Annotated in this window: 15 protein-coding genes; 11 read left to right on the forward strand and 4 right to left on the reverse strand. The window is 68.3% G+C overall.

Annotated features, from left to right (window positions below; all coding sequences use genetic code 11):
- The first annotated feature begins 74 nt into the window (after positions 1-74).
- From WT97_RS06565 to WT97_RS06580, 4 genes are read left to right on the forward strand one after another with little or no spacing between them, the layout of a single operon-like run.
- Positions 75-527, forward strand: a complete 453-nt coding sequence (locus WT97_RS06565) for a DoxX family protein (RefSeq protein WP_059505597.1) — start codon at positions 75-77, stop codon at positions 525-527.
- A gap of 26 nt (positions 528-553) precedes the next feature.
- On the forward strand, positions 554-1,468 hold the full coding sequence (locus WT97_RS06570; protein WP_059505599.1) for a VOC family protein: 915 nt from the start codon (positions 554-556) through the stop codon (positions 1,466-1,468).
- Positions 1,465-2,163, forward strand: coding sequence for a YoaK family protein (locus tag WT97_RS06575; RefSeq protein WP_059505600.1), 699 nt, complete (start codon positions 1,465-1,467; stop codon positions 2,161-2,163). The genes WT97_RS06570 and WT97_RS06575 overlap by 4 nt, the downstream gene beginning before the upstream one ends.
- Positions 2,160-3,704 (forward strand): alginate export family protein, encoded by a 1,545-nt coding sequence (locus tag WT97_RS06580; protein WP_060353196.1) that lies wholly within the window; start codon positions 2,160-2,162, stop codon positions 3,702-3,704. Before WT97_RS06575 ends, WT97_RS06580 begins: the two co-directional genes overlap by 4 nt.
- Positions 3,705-3,806: 102 nt before the next feature.
- Here WT97_RS06580 and WT97_RS06585 read toward each other — a convergent pair whose 3' ends face one another.
- Entirely contained in the window at positions 3,807-5,393 is a 1,587-nt protein-coding gene (locus WT97_RS06585) for an acid phosphatase (protein ID WP_059505602.1), read from the reverse strand.
- 223 nt (positions 5,394-5,616) lie between these two features.
- Here WT97_RS06585 and WT97_RS06590 point away from each other — a divergent pair, with 223 nt between their 5' ends.
- The 3 genes from WT97_RS06590 (at position 5,617) to WT97_RS06600 (ending at position 7,969) form a co-directional block, all read left to right on the forward strand.
- Positions 5,617-6,975 carry a cytochrome-c peroxidase gene (locus WT97_RS06590; RefSeq protein WP_060353172.1) on the forward strand — a complete coding sequence of 453 codons (1,359 nt, stop codon included), beginning with the start codon at positions 5,617-5,619 and terminating at the stop codon, positions 6,973-6,975.
- Between the two features lie 125 nt (positions 6,976-7,100).
- A complete protein-coding gene (locus WT97_RS06595; RefSeq protein ID WP_059505606.1) occupies positions 7,101-7,487 on the forward strand; it encodes a hypothetical protein in 387 nt (128 codons plus the stop codon).
- Between the two features lie 11 nt (positions 7,488-7,498).
- The gene (locus WT97_RS06600) at positions 7,499-7,969 is read left to right on the forward strand and encodes an NUDIX hydrolase (protein WP_059505608.1); all 471 of its coding nucleotides are present in this window, start codon (positions 7,499-7,501) and stop codon (positions 7,967-7,969) included.
- A gap of 137 nt (positions 7,970-8,106) precedes the next feature.
- On the opposite strand, the gene WT97_RS06605 is transcribed toward WT97_RS06600, so the two are convergent.
- Complete coding sequence (locus tag WT97_RS06605) at positions 8,107-9,816, reverse strand: glutamine--tRNA ligase/YqeY domain fusion protein (RefSeq protein WP_059505610.1); 1,710 nt, start codon at positions 9,814-9,816, stop codon at positions 8,107-8,109.
- Between the two features lie 254 nt (positions 9,817-10,070).
- On the opposite strand from WT97_RS06605, the gene WT97_RS06610 reads away from it, so the two are divergent.
- Entirely contained in the window at positions 10,071-10,280 is a 210-nt protein-coding gene (locus WT97_RS06610; protein ID WP_006497729.1) for an ornithine acetyltransferase, read from the forward strand.
- 185 nt (positions 10,281-10,465) lie between these two features.
- A complete protein-coding gene (locus WT97_RS06615) occupies positions 10,466-11,014 on the forward strand; it encodes an alpha/beta hydrolase (RefSeq protein WP_060353173.1) in 549 nt (182 codons plus the stop codon).
- Positions 11,015-11,107: 93 nt separating this feature from the next.
- On the opposite strand, the gene WT97_RS06620 is transcribed toward WT97_RS06615, so the two are convergent.
- The gene (locus WT97_RS06620) at positions 11,108-12,328 is read right to left on the reverse strand and encodes a CaiB/BaiF CoA-transferase family protein (protein WP_060353174.1); all 1,221 of its coding nucleotides are present in this window, start codon (positions 12,326-12,328) and stop codon (positions 11,108-11,110) included.
- 243 nt (positions 12,329-12,571) lie between these two features.
- Here WT97_RS06620 and alaS point away from each other — a divergent pair, with 243 nt between their 5' ends.
- Positions 12,572-15,196 carry an alanine--tRNA ligase gene (gene alaS / locus WT97_RS06625; protein ID WP_060034388.1) on the forward strand — a complete coding sequence of 875 codons (2,625 nt, stop codon included), beginning with the start codon at positions 12,572-12,574 and terminating at the stop codon, positions 15,194-15,196.
- 141 nt (positions 15,197-15,337) lie between these two features.
- On the opposite strand, the gene WT97_RS06630 is transcribed toward alaS, so the two are convergent.
- The gene (locus tag WT97_RS06630; protein ID WP_060353175.1) at positions 15,338-16,252 is read right to left on the reverse strand and encodes a LysR family transcriptional regulator; all 915 of its coding nucleotides are present in this window, start codon (positions 16,250-16,252) and stop codon (positions 15,338-15,340) included.
- Positions 16,253-16,375: 123 nt separating this feature from the next.
- Between WT97_RS06630 and WT97_RS06635 the strand changes: the two genes are divergently transcribed.
- Positions 16,376-17,638, forward strand: coding sequence for a YbfB/YjiJ family MFS transporter (locus WT97_RS06635; RefSeq protein WP_060353197.1), 1,263 nt, complete (start codon positions 16,376-16,378; stop codon positions 17,636-17,638).
- The last annotated feature ends 80 nt before the right edge of the window (positions 17,639-17,718 follow it).

Below are 17,718 nucleotides of genomic sequence, written 5' to 3' on the forward strand. Positions count from 1 at the left end.
GGCAAGTGCGTTGCCGACGTCGGACGCGAAGGGCTTCTGGGGCGCGTTCGGCTGTTCGTGCTGGGCGGTCTGACATGACGACGCGTACTGCTTACGGCACCCCCGCGTGGATCGGCGTGCTGCTGTCGCAGCCGTGGGTTCTGCCGCTCGCGCGCCTCGCGCTGGTGTCCGCCTATCTGCTCGGCGGCGTCGCGAAGGCGCTCGATTTCGACGGCGCGGTCGCGGAACAGGCGCATTTCGGCCTGCAGCCGGCCGCGCTGTGGGCAGCGCTCGCGATAGCGGTCGAGATCGTCGGCTCGCTGTGCGTGGTGTTTCGCCGCTTCACGTGGCTCGGCGCCGGCAGCCTCGGCATGCTGACGCTCGTTGCGATGTGTGTGGCGAACGATTTCTGGAACCGTTCGGGCGCCGAGCACTTCATGGCGCTCAACAGCTTTTTCGAGCATCTCGGGCTGATCGCGGCACTCGTGCTCGCGACCGTGCTCGACGATGCGCGGCAACCGGCCGATGATGGCCGTTCCATTCGATGACGATGCAACAATCAGGACATCCCGTGATGAAATCCCTTCGTTCCGTGCTGCTCGCCGCGATGCTCGCGGGCGGCCTCGCCGCTGCCCCCGCGACGTTCGCGAAACCGCCGGCGCCGCCTGCGGCGGTGCCGACGGTGGCGGTCGGCCCGCAGTACGACACGACGCACGTGTGCGTCGCACCCGAAGACTTCGACCGCTTCACCGACAGCTTCGTCGCGACCTTCGGCGGCAAGAAGTCGAAGCAGGGCGTGTTCCAGGTCACGCCGACGCCGAGCCAGACGATGTCGCAACTCGTGCTGACGCCGGTCGGCACGATCTCGGTATTCGGTTTCAAGACGCCGATCCCGTATCCGTTCTGCTCGGAGCGCACCGGCTATCTCGTGACCGACATGGACGTCGCCGTGAAGTCGGCGCGCGAGCACGGTGCCGACGTGATCGTCGACACGTTTGCCGATCCGATCGGCCGCGACGCGATCGTCACGTGGGCGGGCGGCGTGAACATGCAGCTGTACTGGCACACGCAGGCGCCGCATTACGACGCGCTGCAGACCATCCCCGAGAACCGTGTGTACGTATCGCCGCAAAGCGCGCGCAAGTTCGTGCACGACTTCGTCAAGTTCTCGAAAGGCAAGGTGGTGTCCGACGACCTGAAGGCGCCGGGCATCGAGATCGGCCGGCCGGACGATACCTACCGCCGCATTCGCATCGAATCGGGCTTCGGCAGGATGACCGTGCTGGTGACGGACGGCCATCTGCCTTATCCATTCGGGCGCGAGATGACCGGCTACGAAGTGTCCGATCTCGCCGCGACGCTGAAGCAGGCCGAAGCCGCGGGCGTGACCGTGCTCGTGCCGCCGTTCAAGTCGGACGGCCGCGACGCGGCGCTCGTGCAGTTCCCGGGCGGCTACGTCGCCGAAATCCACGCGAGCGCGGCGCGATGAAGCACGAGGACACGATCCTTGCCGCGGTGGCCGGCTTCGTCGACACGCTGAGCTTCGTCGCGCTGTTCGGGCTGTTCACCGCGCACGTGACCGGCAACTTCGTGCTGATCGGTGCGGGCATCGCAGGCTTCGGCCAGGGTGTCGTGCTGAAGCTCAGCGTGTTTCCGGCGTTCGTGTGCGGCGTGATCGCGAGCAGCCTGATCGCGCGGTCGATGTCCGCGCGGCCGGCGTGGCAGGGCGCGCGCATGCTGCATGCGGTGCAGGCCGTGCTGCTGCTGGGCTTCTGCGCGGCAGGCGTGTGGGCGACGCCCGTCACGCAGCCCGACAGCCTCGCCGCGCTGGTGGCCGGCATCGTGGGCACGTTCGCGATGGGCGTGCAGAACGCGCATCCGCGGGTGATCGCTCGCGCGGGCGGCGTGCCGAATACGGTGATGACCGGCAACGTCACGCAGGCGATCCTGGATGCCGTCGACATGCTGTCGCCCGGCACGGCGGACAGCGTGCGCGCCACCGCGCGCGCACGCTTCGCGAAGATGCTGCCGGCGATCGTCGCGTTCGCGCTCGGCGCGGCGGCCGGTGCGCTCGGGTTCCGCTACGTCGGGTTCCTGGCGTTGCTGGTTCCCGTCGGCGCGCTCGCGACGCTTGCGCTGTGCGCGGCGCAATCGGCCGGCGCAACCACGCAGGAGCGCGCATGATCGAGCGACGGGGCAGACGCCGCGGCCGCCGCTTCGAGCGGGCCGCGCGCGTGTCGGTCGTCGCGGGACTGCTGTTCGCTGGGGCCGACGCTGCGTGTGCGGAAACGGCAGGCGCGTCGCCCTCGATCATCACGCCGGCTTCGACGCAAGAACCGGCGCCGATGTCGACCGCGTCATCGGCTTCGGCGCCGGCGTCGACGTCCGCAGCCGCCGCCGCGTCGGCGTGCACAGCCAAGCGGCCGACGATGCTGTTCAACCGCTGGCAGGAAGACTGGTCGGTGCTCGCGAATCCCTGCGTGCCGCATGCGCCGCTCGACGGGTTGAAATACATCCCGCTCGGCAACGATCCGGCCTCCTATCTGTCGCTCGGCGTGAACCTGCGCGAACGCCTGGAGACCAACGACGCGCCGCTGTTCGGCATCGGCTCCGCGCAATCGGATACGTACCTGATCCAGCGCATCGAAGTGCACGCCGATGCGCACCTCGGCCGGCACTGGCAGTTCTTCGCGCAATTGCAGGACGCACGCGCGTTCGGCAAGAACGCGGTGTCGCCGGTCGACAGGAACCCGCTCGATCTCGAACAGGCGTTCGCGACCTACACGGGTGCGCTCGGCGGCGGCACGGTCAAGTTCCGCGTCGGCCGTCAGGAGATGGCGTTCGACCTGCAGCGCTTCATCGCCGCGCGCGACGGCCCGAACGTACGGCTGGCGTTCGATGCGGTCTGGGCCGATTACGAATACGGAAAGTGGCGCTTCATCGGCTATGCGACGCAGCCGGTGCAGAACCGCAACGCGTCCGATTTCGACGACGTGTCGAATCGCGATCTCACGTTCAGCGGCGTGCGCTTCGAGCGGCAGTCGGTCGGGCCAGGCGATCTGTCGGGCTACTGGTCGCGCTACAACCGCCGCGGCGCGCGTTTCCTCGATGCGAGCGGGCCCGAGCATCGCGACGTATGGGACGTGCGCTACACGGGCACGCAGGGCCGCTTCGACTGGGATCTCGAAACGATGCTGCAGACCGGCACGGTCGGCAACGCGACGATCGGCGCGTGGGCCGTCGGTTCGATTGCCGGCTACAAGCTCGACGCGCCGTGGTCGCCGCGCATCGCGCTGCAGGTCGACGCGGCATCGGGCGACCGGCATCCGCACGACGGCCGCGTCGGCACCTTCAATCCGCTGTTTCCGAACGGCTATTACTTCACGCTGGCCGGCTATACGAGTTACGCGAACCTGATTCACGTGAAGCCGTCCGTGACGCTGAAACCGTCGCCGAACCTGTCGCTGCTCGGCGCGCTGGGCTTCCAGTGGCGCGAGACGACCGGCGATGCCGTCTATCAGCAGCCGAACATCCCGGTGCCGGGCACGGCGGGCAAGGGCGGGTCGTGGACGGGCATGTACGTGCAGTTGCGTGCGGACTGGACGATTGCGGCGAACCTGATCGGCGCGGTCGAGGCCGTGCATTTCCAGGTCGGCGACGCGATCCGGCAGGCGGGCGGGCACAACGCCGACTACGTCGGCGTCGAGCTGAAGTACGGATGGTGACGCCGCCGCGCGGCATCGTGCGCCCATGAAAAAAAGCGGCCCCGAGGGGCCGCTCTCCGTTCGAGCGAGCCGGCGGCGTGCCCGCCCCGTTCGCGATCGCGATTACAGGTTCGGCGACAGCGTGAGCGCGTTCGTCAGGTCGCCCATCGGCTGCGCGCCGTTCGCCTTCAGCGCGTCGTCGCGCTGCTGCAGGCCCGCGAGGCGCGGCAGCGAGAAGCGACGCGTGATGAAGCGCAGGATCGAACCCGTGTCGTACTGCGTGTGGTCCACGAAACCCTTCTTCGCATACGGCGACACGATCAGCGCCGGAATGCGGGTGCCCGGGCCCCAGCGGTCGGCATTCGGCGGCGTGGCGTGATCCCAGAAACCGCCGTTTTCGTCGTACGTGACGACCACGACCATGTTCTTCCACTGCGGGCTGGCCTGCAGGTGCGCGATCACGTCGGCGATGTGCTGGTCGCCGGAGGTGACGTCCGTGTAGCCCGGGTGCTCGTTCAGGTTCCCTTGCGGCTTGTAGAACGCGACCTGCGGCAGCGTGCCCGCATCGATCGCCTTGATGAACTCGGCGCCGTTCGCGCCGCCGTCGAGCAGGTGTTGCGCGCGGCTCGCGGTGCCCGGCGCCTGGTTCGCGAAGTAGTTGAACGGCTGGTGGTGCGGCTGGAAGTTCGGTGTCGACAGGTCGGCGCCGTAGATCACGTTCGACGTGCCGTTCTGGCTCGCCTGCAGCGCCTGGCCCCATGCGCCGCCGTACCACGCCCACGACACGCCCGCATTGGTCAGCAGGTCGCCGATGTTGGTCGCCGTCTGCGGCGGCATCGTCGACGGATTGGCCGGATCGGCGAGCAGCGGGTCGCCGCCCGTGGCCGCCTTGTTGCCGCTCGGCTGATACGCCGGCTGCATCGTGTTGACGCCGTAGAAGTCGGGCGTGAGCGCGCCGTCGTTGACGAACTTCGGCGGGCCGCTCAGCGCGGAAGCCGGCGAGTTCGTCGCGACCTTCAGCGACTTGCCGTCGGCGTTCAGCACGGCGATCTTGCCGGCCGCCGGGCTCTTGTCGGCGTTCGGGTAGTACGGTGCGCACGCGCAGATCAGGTACTGGTGGTTCAGGAACGACCCGCCGAACGCGCCCATGAAGAAGTTGTCCGCAAGCACGTACTGCTGCGCGATCTTCCACAGCGGCAGCTTCGACGGATCGGCCGTGTAGTGGCCCATCGTCAGGCCGCCGGCGTCGGTCCAGGCGGCGTACATGTCGTTCTTGCCGCCGTTGATCTGCATCTGGTCCTGGTAGAAGCGGTGCACGATGTCGCGCGTCGCGATGCTCATCGACTGGTTGAAGCCTTTCGGATCGTCGATCGCGAACGGCGCGTTCGGCAGGTTCGCCGTCATCGCTTCGGTCACCGCCGGCGTGATGCCGGTCGCGGTCAGGCCGCCCCAGACCTTCGGCAGCGTCGCCATCGTCGAGCCGTCGCGATCCTTCTGCACCGAGTTCGCGGCCGTCACGTTCTGCAGACCGTTCGCGCCCGGGAAATTGCCGTACAGGTTGTCGAAGCTGCGGTTTTCGGCGTAGATCACGACGACGTTCTTGACGGCCGACAGGCCCTGCTGCGTGACGTCGTCGCCGCCGCAGGCGGTCAGGCTGAGCGCGGCCGCAAGGGCGATCGGCGTATAGCGAATCCAGGCGTGCTTCTTCATGCGATGTTCTCTCTCATTCGTCGTTGGTCGCGTGTGGGAACCGGGTGGCGGGAGGGCCGGCGCACGAACCTCGCGGTACCGCCCGGCTGCGCGCATTATCTGGAACCGATTTGACAGCCGGGTGTAGGGGCGCTTTCAATTGACTGTCGGTCGAACGTCATTCAACGGTCACGGAACTGACATAAGCTCCGGCCGATTGCCCACCGCTACTAGAACAACGACGATGCACACCCTTCTGAAATCCTTCGCGTCCGCGCGATCGCTGATTCCCGCCGCGGCGGCGTTCGCGGTGGCCGGCACGCTCGCGGCGCTCGCCGGTTGCGACGCACGGCCCGGCACGAATGCGTCGGCCGCGTCCGTCGTCCCGGCGGCTCAGGCCGCCCCGGCCGTCCCGGCCGTCCCGGCGGTCGCGCCGGCCGGCCAGCCGCAGACGCGTGCACAGGTGTTCGAGGGCGTGAAGCAGATGACGGCACTCGGCAAGCAGCTGTTCTTCGATCCGTCGCTGTCCGGCTCGGGCAAGCTCGCCTGCGCGTCGTGCCATAGCGCCGAGCATGCGTTCGGGCCGCCGAACGCGCTGTCGGTGCAGCTCGGCGGCGACGACATGCACCGTACCGGCTTTCGCGCGGTGCCGTCGCTGAAGTACCTGCGCGGCATCCCGCCGTTCAGCGAGCACTTCCACGATTCGCCGGACGAAGGCGACGAAAGCATCGACGCGGGTCCGACCGGCGGGCTGACCTGGGACGGTCGCGTCGATACGCGCGATGCGCAGGCGCGCATTCCGCTCACGTCGCCGTTCGAGATGAGCAGTTCGCCCGCGCGAGTCGCGAAGGCGGTTCGCGCCGCACCGTATGCCGACGCGTTCCGCAAGGCATTCGGCGACAAGGTTCTCGGCGACGACCAGGCGACGTTCGATGCGGTGCTGCGCGCGCTCGACGCATTCCAGCAGCAGCCGGCGCTGTTCGATCCGTACACGAGCAAATACGACGCGTATCTGGCCGGCCGCGCGCAGCTCACGCCCGCGGAGTTGCATGGGCTGCAGTTGTTCAACGACGAGAAGAAGGGCAACTGCGCGAGCTGCCACGTCAGCCAGCGCACGCTCGAAGGCGGCCCGCCGCAGTTCAGCGATTTCGGGCTGATCGCGATCGCGGTGCCGCGCAACCGCGCGCTGCCCGTCAATCGCGACCCGCGCTTTTACGATCTCGGCGCGTGCGGCCCCGAACGCACCGACCTGAAGGGGCGCGACGAATTCTGCGGGTTGTTCCGCACGCCGTCGCTGCGCAACGTCGCGCTGCGCAAGACGTTCTTCCACAACGGCGTGTATCACTCGCTCGAGGACGTGATGCGCTTCTACGTCGAACGCGACATTCATCCGGAGAAGTTCTACCCGGTCGTGCACGGCAAGGTGCAGATCTACGACGATTTGCCGAAGCGCTACTGGCAGAACATCAACCGGGAGCCGCCGTTCGACCGCAAGCGCGGCGAGCAGCCGGCGCTGAACGCGGCCGAGATCAAGGACGTGATCGCGTTCCTCGGCACGCTGACTGACGGATATCGGCAAACGGCCGCGCCGGCCAAGCCCTAGAAGGCAATCATTACAGCACGCATGCTATGCTCGCTCGCTGACGGGCGTGGCGCATGCCGGAGGGCCGGTTCCCGGTTCGCCGGCATGCGCCGCGCCGTTCGATCGAACATCCAAGGAGAAAAAACATGTCGATGCGTGCATCCCTTTCCGTCGTCACGCGTGTGCTGGCCGGCGCCGCGTGCGCAGCCGCGATGCTGCCCGCCCATGCGCAGAACAACCTGAATTTCCTGAACGACACGCCGATCAGCTATTTCAGCAAGGCCGACCGCGCGTCGCTCACCAAGGCGGTCGTGCAGGCGCGCGACGAAGGCAAGGACGGCGAAACCACGACGTGGCAGAGCAGCGGCCGCGGCACGCAGATCGATGCGAAGCTCACGCCGAGCACGACCGAGGCGGACGGCAAGACCTGCCGCGAAGTCGCGACCGAAATCACCGCGAAGGGCCAGACGATGACGCTCAAGCCCGTCTACTGCAAGACGGCCGCGGGCAAGTGGCAACTGCAGAAGCGCTGAGCACGCGCGTGATGAAGCGGGGCGGCGCGCCGCGCACGGTGTCGTGCGGCGTCGTGATTCTCGATGCGGCCGGCCGCGTGTTTCTCGCGCACGCGACGGACACCACGCACTGGGATATTCCGAAGGGGCAGGGCGAACCGGGCGAGACGCCGGCCGACGCCGCGCTGCGCGAACTGCTGGAGGAAACCGGCATCGAGTTCGCGCCGGCACGGTTGCTCGATCTCGGCCGCTTCGCATACCGGCACGACAAGGATCTGCACCTGTTCGCGGTGCAGGTGGCCGAAGGCGAGATCGATCCCGAGCGCTGCACGTGTACTTCGCTGTTTCCGAGCCGCCGCGACGGCTCGATGATCCCCGAGATGGATGCGTACCGCTGGACCGTACCGGGCGACATCGACGCCTATGCGAGCCGCAGTCTCGCGCGGCTGTTTCGCACGAAGCTGTCGCTGGCGGAGCTGCATCGGCGGTTGTCGGGCGCGTGAACGAGCGCCGCGGCTTGCGCTGCCGCCCGCCGCCGTTCGGCGCACGCCCATGAAAAAACCGGCCCTGGAGCCGGTTTTTTCATGGGCAGGCAACGGCGGCTTGCGAAGCCGCACGCCACCCGCGCGGAGCAGGGCGGTCAGGCCGGCTTGCCCCAGCTGTCGCGCAGCCCGACGATCCGGTTGAACACCGGCTTGCCCGGCTTCGAATCGACACGGTCGGCAACGAAGTAGCCGTGGCGCTCGAACTGCAGGCGCGTTTCCGGTGCGACGTCGCCGTTGCCCGGCTCGAGGTACGCCTGCACGATCTTCTTCGAATCGGGGTTCAGCGCTTCGAGGAAGTTCGCGCCGCCCGCGTCCGGGTGCGGTTCCTTGAACAGGCGATCGTAAATCCGCACTTCGGCCGGCTGCGCGTGCTTCGCGCTGACCCAGTGGATGTTGCCCTTGACCTTGTAGGTGTTCGCGCCTTCGGTGCCCGATTTGCTGTCCGGGAAGTAGTTGCAGTGCACGGCCGTCACGTTGCCGTCGGCGTCCTTGTCGAAGCCCGTGCATTCGATCACGTAGCCGTAGCGCAGGCGCACCTTGTTGCCCGGGAACAGGCGGAAATAGCCCTTCGGCGGATTCTCGACGAAATCCTCGCGCTCGATCCACAGTTCGCGCGAGATCGGGAACGTGCGCACGCCGCGGTCCGGATGATGCGGATGCACGGGCGCCGTGCAGGGTTCCTCGAGGTCTTCCGGATAGTTGTCGATCACGAGCTTCAGCGGATCGAGCACCGCGACCGTTCGCGCGGCCTTTTCGTCGAGGTCGTCGCGCAGCGCGCCTTCGAAGATGCTCATGTCGATCCACGAATCGATCTTCGTCACGCCGATCCGCTCGCAGAACAGGCGAATGCTCTCCGGCGTGAAACCGCGACGGCGAATGCCGACGATCGTCGGCATGCGCGGGTCGTCCCAGCCGTCGACGTGGCCTTCGGTGACGAGTTGCAGCAGCTTGCGCTTGCTGGTGATCGCGTACGTGAGGTTCAGCCGCGAGAATTCGATCTGTTGCGGCAGCGGGCGCGTGAACACGCCGGCTTCCGCGAGCTCGTTCAGCACCCAGTCGTACAGCGGGCGGTGATCCTCGAACTCGAGCGTGCACAGCGAATGCGTGATGCCTTCGAGCGCATCCGAGATGCAGTGCGTGTAGTCGTACATCGGATACACGCACCATGCGTCGCCGGTGCGGTAGTGGTGCGCGTAGCGGATCCGGTAGATCACCGGGTCGCGCATGTTCATGTTCGGCGAAGCCATGTCGATTTTCGCGCGCAGCACGTGCTCGCCTTCCTTGAACTCGCCGGCCTTCATGCGGCGGAACAGGTCGAGGTTTTCCTCGGGCGAGCGGTCGCGGAACGGCGACGGCTTGCCGCCTTCGGTCAGCGAGCCGCGGTTCGCGCGCATTTCGTCGGCGCTCTGGCTGTCGACGTACGCCTTGCCGCGCTGGATCAGCAACTCGGCGAATTCGTACAGCTTGTCGTAGTAGTCGCTCGCGAAATACTGATGATCGACCGCGTCCTTGCGCCAGTCGAAGCCGAGCCAGCGCACCGCGTCGACGATCGAGTCGACGTATTCGACGCTTTCCTTTTCCGGGTTCGTGTCGTCGAAGCGCAGGTGGCACACGCCGCCGTAGTCGCGCGCGACGGTGAAGTTCAGGCAGATGCTCTTCGCATGACCGATGTGCAGATAGCCGTTCGGCTCGGGCGGGAAGCGCGTCTCGACGCGGCCGCCCCATTTGCCGGTGCGGTTGTCGTCGTCGATGATGTTGCGGATGAAATTGGAAGCCGCGGGGGCGTCGTTGCGTTCGGTGCTCATGCGGTTGGCGTCAGGGTTGTGTCGGCGCGTCGCGCCGGTTTAATCCTGCAATTCTACCTGACCGGGGTCCGTCCCGCGCGGCCTGCCGGTCGGGCGGCCTGCGTTCGCGATGCGTACCGCAATATATCGAGTGTGTGTCGGCTGTAACACGACGTAAATCGGATTGCCGGGGCCGTTCGGCTTTTCCTATGATGGCTTCACCGATTCAATGCCGCCATTCGCAATTTTTGCGTGGCGGGAGGAAGCCAATAATCATGATGAAGAAGACCACTTTTCTCGTTCGTACCGCGGTGATCGTCGCGGCTCTTTCGCAACTCGGCGCATGCGCGATGACGCATACGCAGCGCAATGCCGGTATCGGCGCGGCCGCGGGCGGCGCGCTCGGCTACCTGATCACGGGCGGGCCGGTCGGCACGGTCGCCGGGGCGGCGGCAGGCGGCCTGGTCGGCGCAGGCGTGCGCTGATCCACGCCGGCGTGCGCGGGCCTGAGCGTGCTCGCGCGATGCCGGCCGGGCGTGACGCCGTTCCGTACGCGTAACGGCCCGCCCGCACACCTCTTCCATTTTTCGACAGGCAGCATCAGGGAGGAACGGGTGTGCGACACTTCGTCGACGCCACATAACGACTTCATTCGTCGACGAATCCTTTCATGAGCGACCCCCTCGTATTCGTGCTGCCGGGCTACGGCAACTCCGGTCCGTTCCACTGGCAAAGCCGCTGGGAGCGCGCCGACGCGCGTTTCGTGCGCGTCGCGATGCCCGACTGGGAGCGGGCATTCCGCAACGGCTGGTGTCTCGCGCTCGACCGGGCGATCGAAGCCGCGCGCGGGCCGGTGCTGATCGCCGGCCACAGTCTCGGCACGCTGACCGCCGCATGGTGGGCGACCCGCTACGCGCGGCCGGCCGCGCTCGCGAAAGTGCGCGGCGCGCTGCTGGTCGCGCTGCCCGATCCCACCGGGCCGGCGTTTCCGGCCGACGCGCACGGCTTCGGCCCGGTGCCGCACGAGCGGTTGCCGTTTCCGACCTGCGTCGTCGCAAGCAGCGACGATCCGTACGGTTCGCTCGCGTTCGCGCGCGGCTGCGCGAACGCGTGGGGCAGCACGTTCCACGAGCTCGGCCCGCGCGGCCACATCAACGCGGACAGCGGGCTCGGCGACTGGCCGCAAGCGCGCGGCTGGCTCGATGCGCTCGCACGTTAGTTCGTCTGCGCGTCGCGCGCGAGTCGCGGCTGTTCGATTCGACCGTTGTCGTCACGTGCGCCTGGCGCCGCGACGCCGTCGCCCCGAACCGCGTCAGATCGCCTGTTTCGCCTTCAACGCGGCGATCCGCGCGTCGTCGTAGCCGAGCATGTCGCGCAGCACGTCATCCGTCTGAGCGCCGAGCAGCGGCGGGGCCGTGCGCGCGTCGGGCGGTGTCGCGCTCATCCGGATCGGGTTGCGCACGAGCTTCACGTCCGCGCCGCACGGGTGCGGCAGCGACACCTGCATCCCGCGCGCGACCACCTGCTCGTTGTCGAACACCTCGTCGAGATCGTTGATCGGCCCGCACGGCACGCCGGCCGCTTCGAGCGCGCCGATCCAGTCGGCCTTGTCGCGCGCCTTCACCATCTCCGCGAGGATCGGCACCAGCGTGTCGCGATGGCGCACGCGCGACGGATTCGTCGCGAAGCGCTCGTCGTCAGCCAGCTCGGGCCGTCCGCCGGCCTCGACGAACTTGCGGAACTGCCCGTCGTTGCCGACCGCGACGATGATCCAGCCGTCGCGCGTCTGGAACGTCTGGTACGGCACGATGTTCGGATGCGCGTTGCCCCAGCGCACCGGCGGCTTGCCGCTCGCGAGGAAGTTGGTGTTCATGTTCGCGAGCAGCGCGACCTGCACGTCGAGCAGGGCCATGTCGATGTACTGGCCTTCGCCCGTGCGGTCGCGGTGCGCGAGCGCGGCGAGCACGGCGATCGTCGAATAGAGGCCGGTCGCGAGATCGGCGATCGCGACGCCGGCCTTCTGCGGGCCGCCGCCCGGTTCGCCGTCGCGTTCGCCGGTGATGCTCATGAAGCCGCCGATCCCCTGCACGATGAAATCGTAGCCCGCGCGATGCGCGTACGGGCCGGTCTGGCCGAAGCCGGTGACCGAGCAGTAGACGAGATCGGGCTTCACCGCGCGCAGCGAATCGTAATCGAGCCCGTATTTCTTCAACTGGCCGACCTTGTAGTTCTCGAGCACGACGTCGCTTTGCGCGGCGAGCTCGCGCACGATCTGCTGGCCCTCCGGCGTCGCGATGTCGATCGTCACCGAGCGCTTGTTGCGATTCGCCGCGAGGTAGTACGCGGCCTCGGCGGTATCCGCGCCGTTAGCGTCCTTCAGGTACGGCGGGCCCCAGTGGCGCGTGTCGTCGCCGGCGCCCGGGCGCTCGACCTTGATCACGTCCGCGCCGAAATCGGCAAGGGTCTGCGCGCACCACGGGCCCGCGAGCACGCGGGTGAGATCCAGCACGCGGATATGGCTCAGGGCGCCCATCGTCGAAACGTCTCCTTTCATGGCTGGCCTGCCTTGCCGGGCACGGCCGATTGGCATGCCGAGCATCTTAAGGCGAATCGGCCGCGCCGGTGGCCCAGGCCGGTCGTCCGGCGCAGCGGGCCGCTGCCGCTTGGGCGGGCGGTCTGTATCGTATAATCGATCGTTTCCGAATCCATGCCGCCGCGCGCCCCGCCTGGGGCGCCGGCGTTTGAAGCCGTCTTTGCCAGACTGTCCCCGCACGCCATGAAAGCTGCCGAAATCCGCGAGAAATTCCTCAAATTCTTCGAATCGAAGGGCCACACGATCGTCCGCTCGTCGAGCCTCGTGCCCGGTAACGATCCCACGCTGATGTTCACGAACTCGGGCATGGTCCAGTTCAAGGACGTCTTCCTCGGCACGGACCCGCGCCCGTACTCGCGCGCCACCACCGCGCAGCGCAGCGTGCGCGCGGGCGGCAAGCACAACGACCTCGAGAACGTCGGCTACACGGCGCGCCATCACACGTTCTTCGAGATGCTCGGCAACTTCTCGTTCGGCGACTACTTCAAGCACGACGCGATCAAGTTCGCGTGGGAGCTGCTGACCACGGTCTACCAGCTGCCGAAGGAAAAACTGTGGGTCACCGTCTACCAGGAAGACGACGAAGCGTACGACATCTGGGCGAAGGAAGTCGGCGTGCCGACCGAGCGGATCATCCGGATCGGCGACAACAAGGGCGCGCGCTACGCGTCGGACAACTTCTGGACGATGGGCGACACCGGCCCGTGCGGCCCGTGTACCGAAATCTTCTACGACCACGGCCCGGACGTGTGGGGCGGGCCGCCGGGGTCGCCTGAAGAAGACGGCGACCGCTACATCGAGATCTGGAACCTCGTGTTCATGCAGTTCAACCGCGACGCGCAGGGCAACATGACGCGCCTGCCGAAGCAGTCGGTCGACACCGGCATGGGCCTCGAGCGTCTCGCCGCGGTGCTGCAGCACGTGCACAGCAACTACGAGATCGACCTGTTCCAGAACCTGATCAAGGCCGCCGCGCGCGTGACCGAGATCAGCGACCTCACGAACAACTCGCTGAAGGTGATCGCCGATCACATCCGCGCGTGTTCGTTCCTGATCGTCGACGGCGTGATCCCCGGCAACGAAGGCCGCGGCTACGTGCTGCGCCGGATCGTGCGCCGCGCGATCCGCCACGGCTACAAGCTGGGCCGCAAGGGCGCGTTCTTCCACAAGCTGGTGGCCGACCTCGTCGCCGAGATGGGCACGGCCTATCCGGAGCTGAAGGAAGCCGAGCAGCGCGTGACCGACGTGCTGCGCCAGGAAGAGGAGCGCTTCTTCGAAACCATCGAGCACGGCATGTCGATCCTCGAGGCCGCGCTCGCCGACGTCGACGCGAAGGGCGGCAAGGTGCTCGACGGCGAGCTCGCGTTCAAGCTGCACGACACCTACGGCTTCCCGCTGGATCTGACGGCCGACGTGTGCCGCGAGCGCGGGATGACGGTCGACGAGCCGGCATTCGACGACGCGATGGCGCGCCAGCGCGAGCAGGCGCGCGCGGCCGGCAAGTTCAAGGCGACGCAGGGCCTCGAATACACGGGCGCGAAGACCACGTTCCACGGTTACGAGGAAATCGCATTCGACGACGCGAAGGTCGTCGCGCTGTACGTCGACGGTTCGGCCGTCAATGAAGTGAAGGCCGGCCAGGATGCGGTGGTCGTGCTCGACCACACGCCGTTCTACGCGGAATCGGGCGGCCAGGTCGGCGACCAGGGCGTGCTCGCGAACGCCGCGACGCGCTTCGCGGTGGCCGACACGCTGAAGGTGCAGGCCGACGTGATCGGCCACCACGGCACGCTGGAGCAGGGCACGCTCAAGGTCGGCGACGTGCTGCGCGCGGAAATCGACGCGCAGCGCCGCGCCCGCACGCAGCGCAACCACTCGGCGACGCACCTGATGCACAAGGCGCTGCGCGAAGTGCTCGGCGCGCACGTGCAGCAGAAGGGTTCGCTCGTCGACGCGGAAAAGACCCGTTTCGACTTCGCGCACAACGCGCCGATGACCGACGACGAAATCCGTCGCGTCGAGCAGATCGTCAACGCCGAAATCCTCGCGAACGCGCCGGGCATCGTGCGCGTGATGCCGTACGACGAAGCGGTGAAGGGCGGCGCGATGGCGCTGTTCGGCGAGAAGTACGGCGACGAAGTGCGCGTGCTCGACCTCGGCTTCTCGCGCGAACTGTGCGGCGGCACGCACGTGCACCGCACCGGCGACATCGGCCTGTTCAAGATCGTCGTCGAAGGCGGCGTCGCGGCCGGCATCCGCCGCGTCGAAGCGATCACCGGCGACAACGCGCTGCGCTACGTGCAGGAGCTCGACGCGCGCGTGAACGAAGCGGCGGCGGCGCTGAAGGCGCAGCCGTCGGAACTCACGCAGCGCATCGCGCAGGTGCAGGACCAGGTGAAGTCGCTCGAGAAGGAACTGGGCGCGCTGAAGTCGAAGCTCGCGTCGAGCCAGGGCGACGAGCTCGCGCAGCAGGCCGTCGAAGTCGGCGGCGTGTACGTGCTGGCCGCGACGCTCGACGGCGCCGACGCGAAGACGCTGCGCGAGACGGTCGACAAGCTGAAGGACAAGCTGAAGAACGCGGCGATCGTGCTGGCGGCCGTCGAAGGCGGCAAGGTCAGCCTGATCGCGGGCGTCACGCCGGATGCGAGCAAGAAGGTCAAGGCCGGCGAGCTCGTGAACTTCGTCGCGCAGCAGGTCGGCGGCAAGGGCGGCGGCCGTCCGGACATGGCGCAGGCAGGCGGCACCGAGCCGGCGAACCTGCCCGGCGCGCTGGCCGGCGTGAAGGGCTGGGTCGAAGAACGGCTCTGATCGTTGCACGACCGATGCGATGTCGTCGTACCGACGGCATCGCGTCAAGCGAAAAACGACCCGATCGGCAGATGTGCCGGTCGGGTCGTTTCGTTTGTGCCGTACCGGCGCGTCGCTCGATGCGGCGACGCGCGAGCCCGGTCAGGCCGGCATGGTCACGGTCGGCTTCGCCGCGTCGCCGGGCTGTCGCGCGGCGTCGGTGAGCGCATCGCGCAGCGCGGCGAGCGCCGCCGACGCATAACCCTGCCGCCACGCGAGCAGCGTGTCGATGCCTTCCAGTTCGGGAATCGTGTGCGCGGCGATGTTGCCGGGCTCGGGCTGCAGATTCAGCACCGAACGCGGCGCGACCGCGATGCCCGCGCCGGCCGCGACGCACGCGACGATCGCGTGATACGAGCCGAGCTCGAGCACGCGCGCCGGCTTCGCACCGTGCGCCGCGTACCACTGCTCGACGTACTTGCGATACGCGCAGCCGCGCTCGAACGCGATCAGCGTCGGCAGGAGCACGTCGCGCGGCGTGCGCACCGGCGGATGGCCGCGCGGGGTGAGCAGCACGAGATCCTCGCGGAAGATCGGCACCGTCTCGAACGTGTCGGGCAGCATGTCCGGCTCGGGCGGGCGCGCGAACAGCGCGGCGTCGATTTCGAAGTCGCGCACGCGGTCGATCAGGCAGCCCGTCGTGCCCGTCAGCAGTTCGAGCGATACGTCGGGCCATGCATGGTGATAGCGCGCGAGGAGGGTCGGCAGCCGGCTCGCGGCCGTGCTTTCCATCGTGCCGAGCCGCAGCCGGCCGCGCGGCGTGTCCTCGCGCACCGCGTCGCGCGCCTCGTCGGCGAGCGCGAGCAGGCGCTCCGCATACGGCAGCAGCGTATGCCCGGCCGGCGTCAGCACGAGCCGGCGGCCGTCGCGCACGAACAGCGCCGCGCCGAGCTCCTCCTCCAACTGCTTGATGCGCGTCGTGACGTTCGACTGCACGCGATTGAGCTTGGCCGCTGCGCGCGTTACGCCGTTCTCGCGCACGACCGCCCGGAAGATCGCCAGCGCCGCCAGGTCCATGATTCTCTCCACGGGATGACTTGATTCTCAATTATTCATTTTTAGAGAACGTTTGGTCAAGCTAGGATGGACACGTTCCGATTCCCGATCCGGCCGGCGTGCGACGCGTCGGCCCATGCCGCCATGTCCCGCTTCGATGCTCCGACCGCCGCCACGCGCGTGCTTTCGTCCGACCACGCCGACCGCCGCGCCCGCGCGGCCGCGCTCGCCTGCATGATCGGTCTGGCCGTCGTGCTCGGCGTCGGCCGTTTCGCGTTCACGCCGCTGTTGCCGCTGATGCTCGCGGACGGCTCGATCGGCCTGAAAGCCGGCGGCTGGCTCGCGTCGGCGAATTACGCGGGCTACTTCGTCGGTGCGGTCAGTTGCGCGGCGCTGCGCGTCGCGCCCGCGCGGATGGTGCGTGTCGGGCTCGTCGCGACCGTGCTGCTGACTGCCGCGATGGGTGCCGGCCACTGGCTGCCGGCGTGGCTCGTCGTGCGTTTCGTCGCGGGCGTCGTCAGCGCATGGACGTTCGTGTTCATGTCGCAATGGGGATTGCGGCGCCTGGCAGAGCTGAGTGCGCCCGAATGGAGCGGGGTGATCTACGCGGGGCCGGGCGTCGGCATCGTCGTGACGGGGCTGATCGGCAGTGCGCTGGCCGGGCAGCGTGCGGCGGTGGGCTGGCTCGGTTTCGCGGTGCTGTCGGCCGTCCTGTCGGCAGCGATCTGGCGCACGTTCGGTGCGGCGTCGGCCTCGGCGCACGCGCAGGCGGCGCCGCCGGCCGCCGCGCCGCATCCGGCCGCAGGGGCGCCCGCCGCCCCGGCGGCGCGGGCCGCCACGCGAAGCCGTCGCGCGGCCGCCGCGTGGCTCGTCGTGCTGTACGGCGCGCCGGGCTTCGGTTACATCGTCACCGCGACGTTCCTGCCGGTGATCGCCCGCGCCGCGCTGCCGGCCGGTTCGCCGTGGCCCGACCTGTTCTGGCCGATGTTCGGCGCGGCGCTGATCGTCGGCGCGATCAGCGCCGCGCGGCTGCCCGCACACTGGGACAACCGGCTGCTGCTCGCGGCCGGCTGCGCGACGCAGGCGCTCGGTATCGCGGCCGGAATCGTGTGGCCGAACGCGGCCGGCTTCTCGATCGGCAGCGCGCTGCTCGGCCTGCCGTTCACCGCGATCACGCTGTTCGCGATGCGCGAGGCGCGGCGCCTGCACGGCGAGCGTGCGGCCGGGCTGATGGGCTATGCGACCGCGTCCTACGGCGTCGGGCAGATACTCGGGCCGCTCGTCGCGGCGCCGCTCGCCGCGCGCTTCGGGTCGTTTACGCCCGCGCTGTGGGTCGCGGCGGCCGCGCTGCTGATCGGCGCCGCAGGCTTCGCGGCGAGCGCCGCACACGGGCGCCGGTCATCCTGAAGCCGGTGGGGCCGGATCGTCTCGGGCGCGGGCAAACTCGCTAGAATGAAGCCTTTCCCGCGCCGAGCGGGTGCGCGGGC

The sequence above is a fragment of the Burkholderia sp. MSMB1459WGS genome, assembly GCF_001534535.1.
Taxonomy (GTDB): Bacteria; Pseudomonadota; Gammaproteobacteria; order Burkholderiales; family Burkholderiaceae; genus Burkholderia.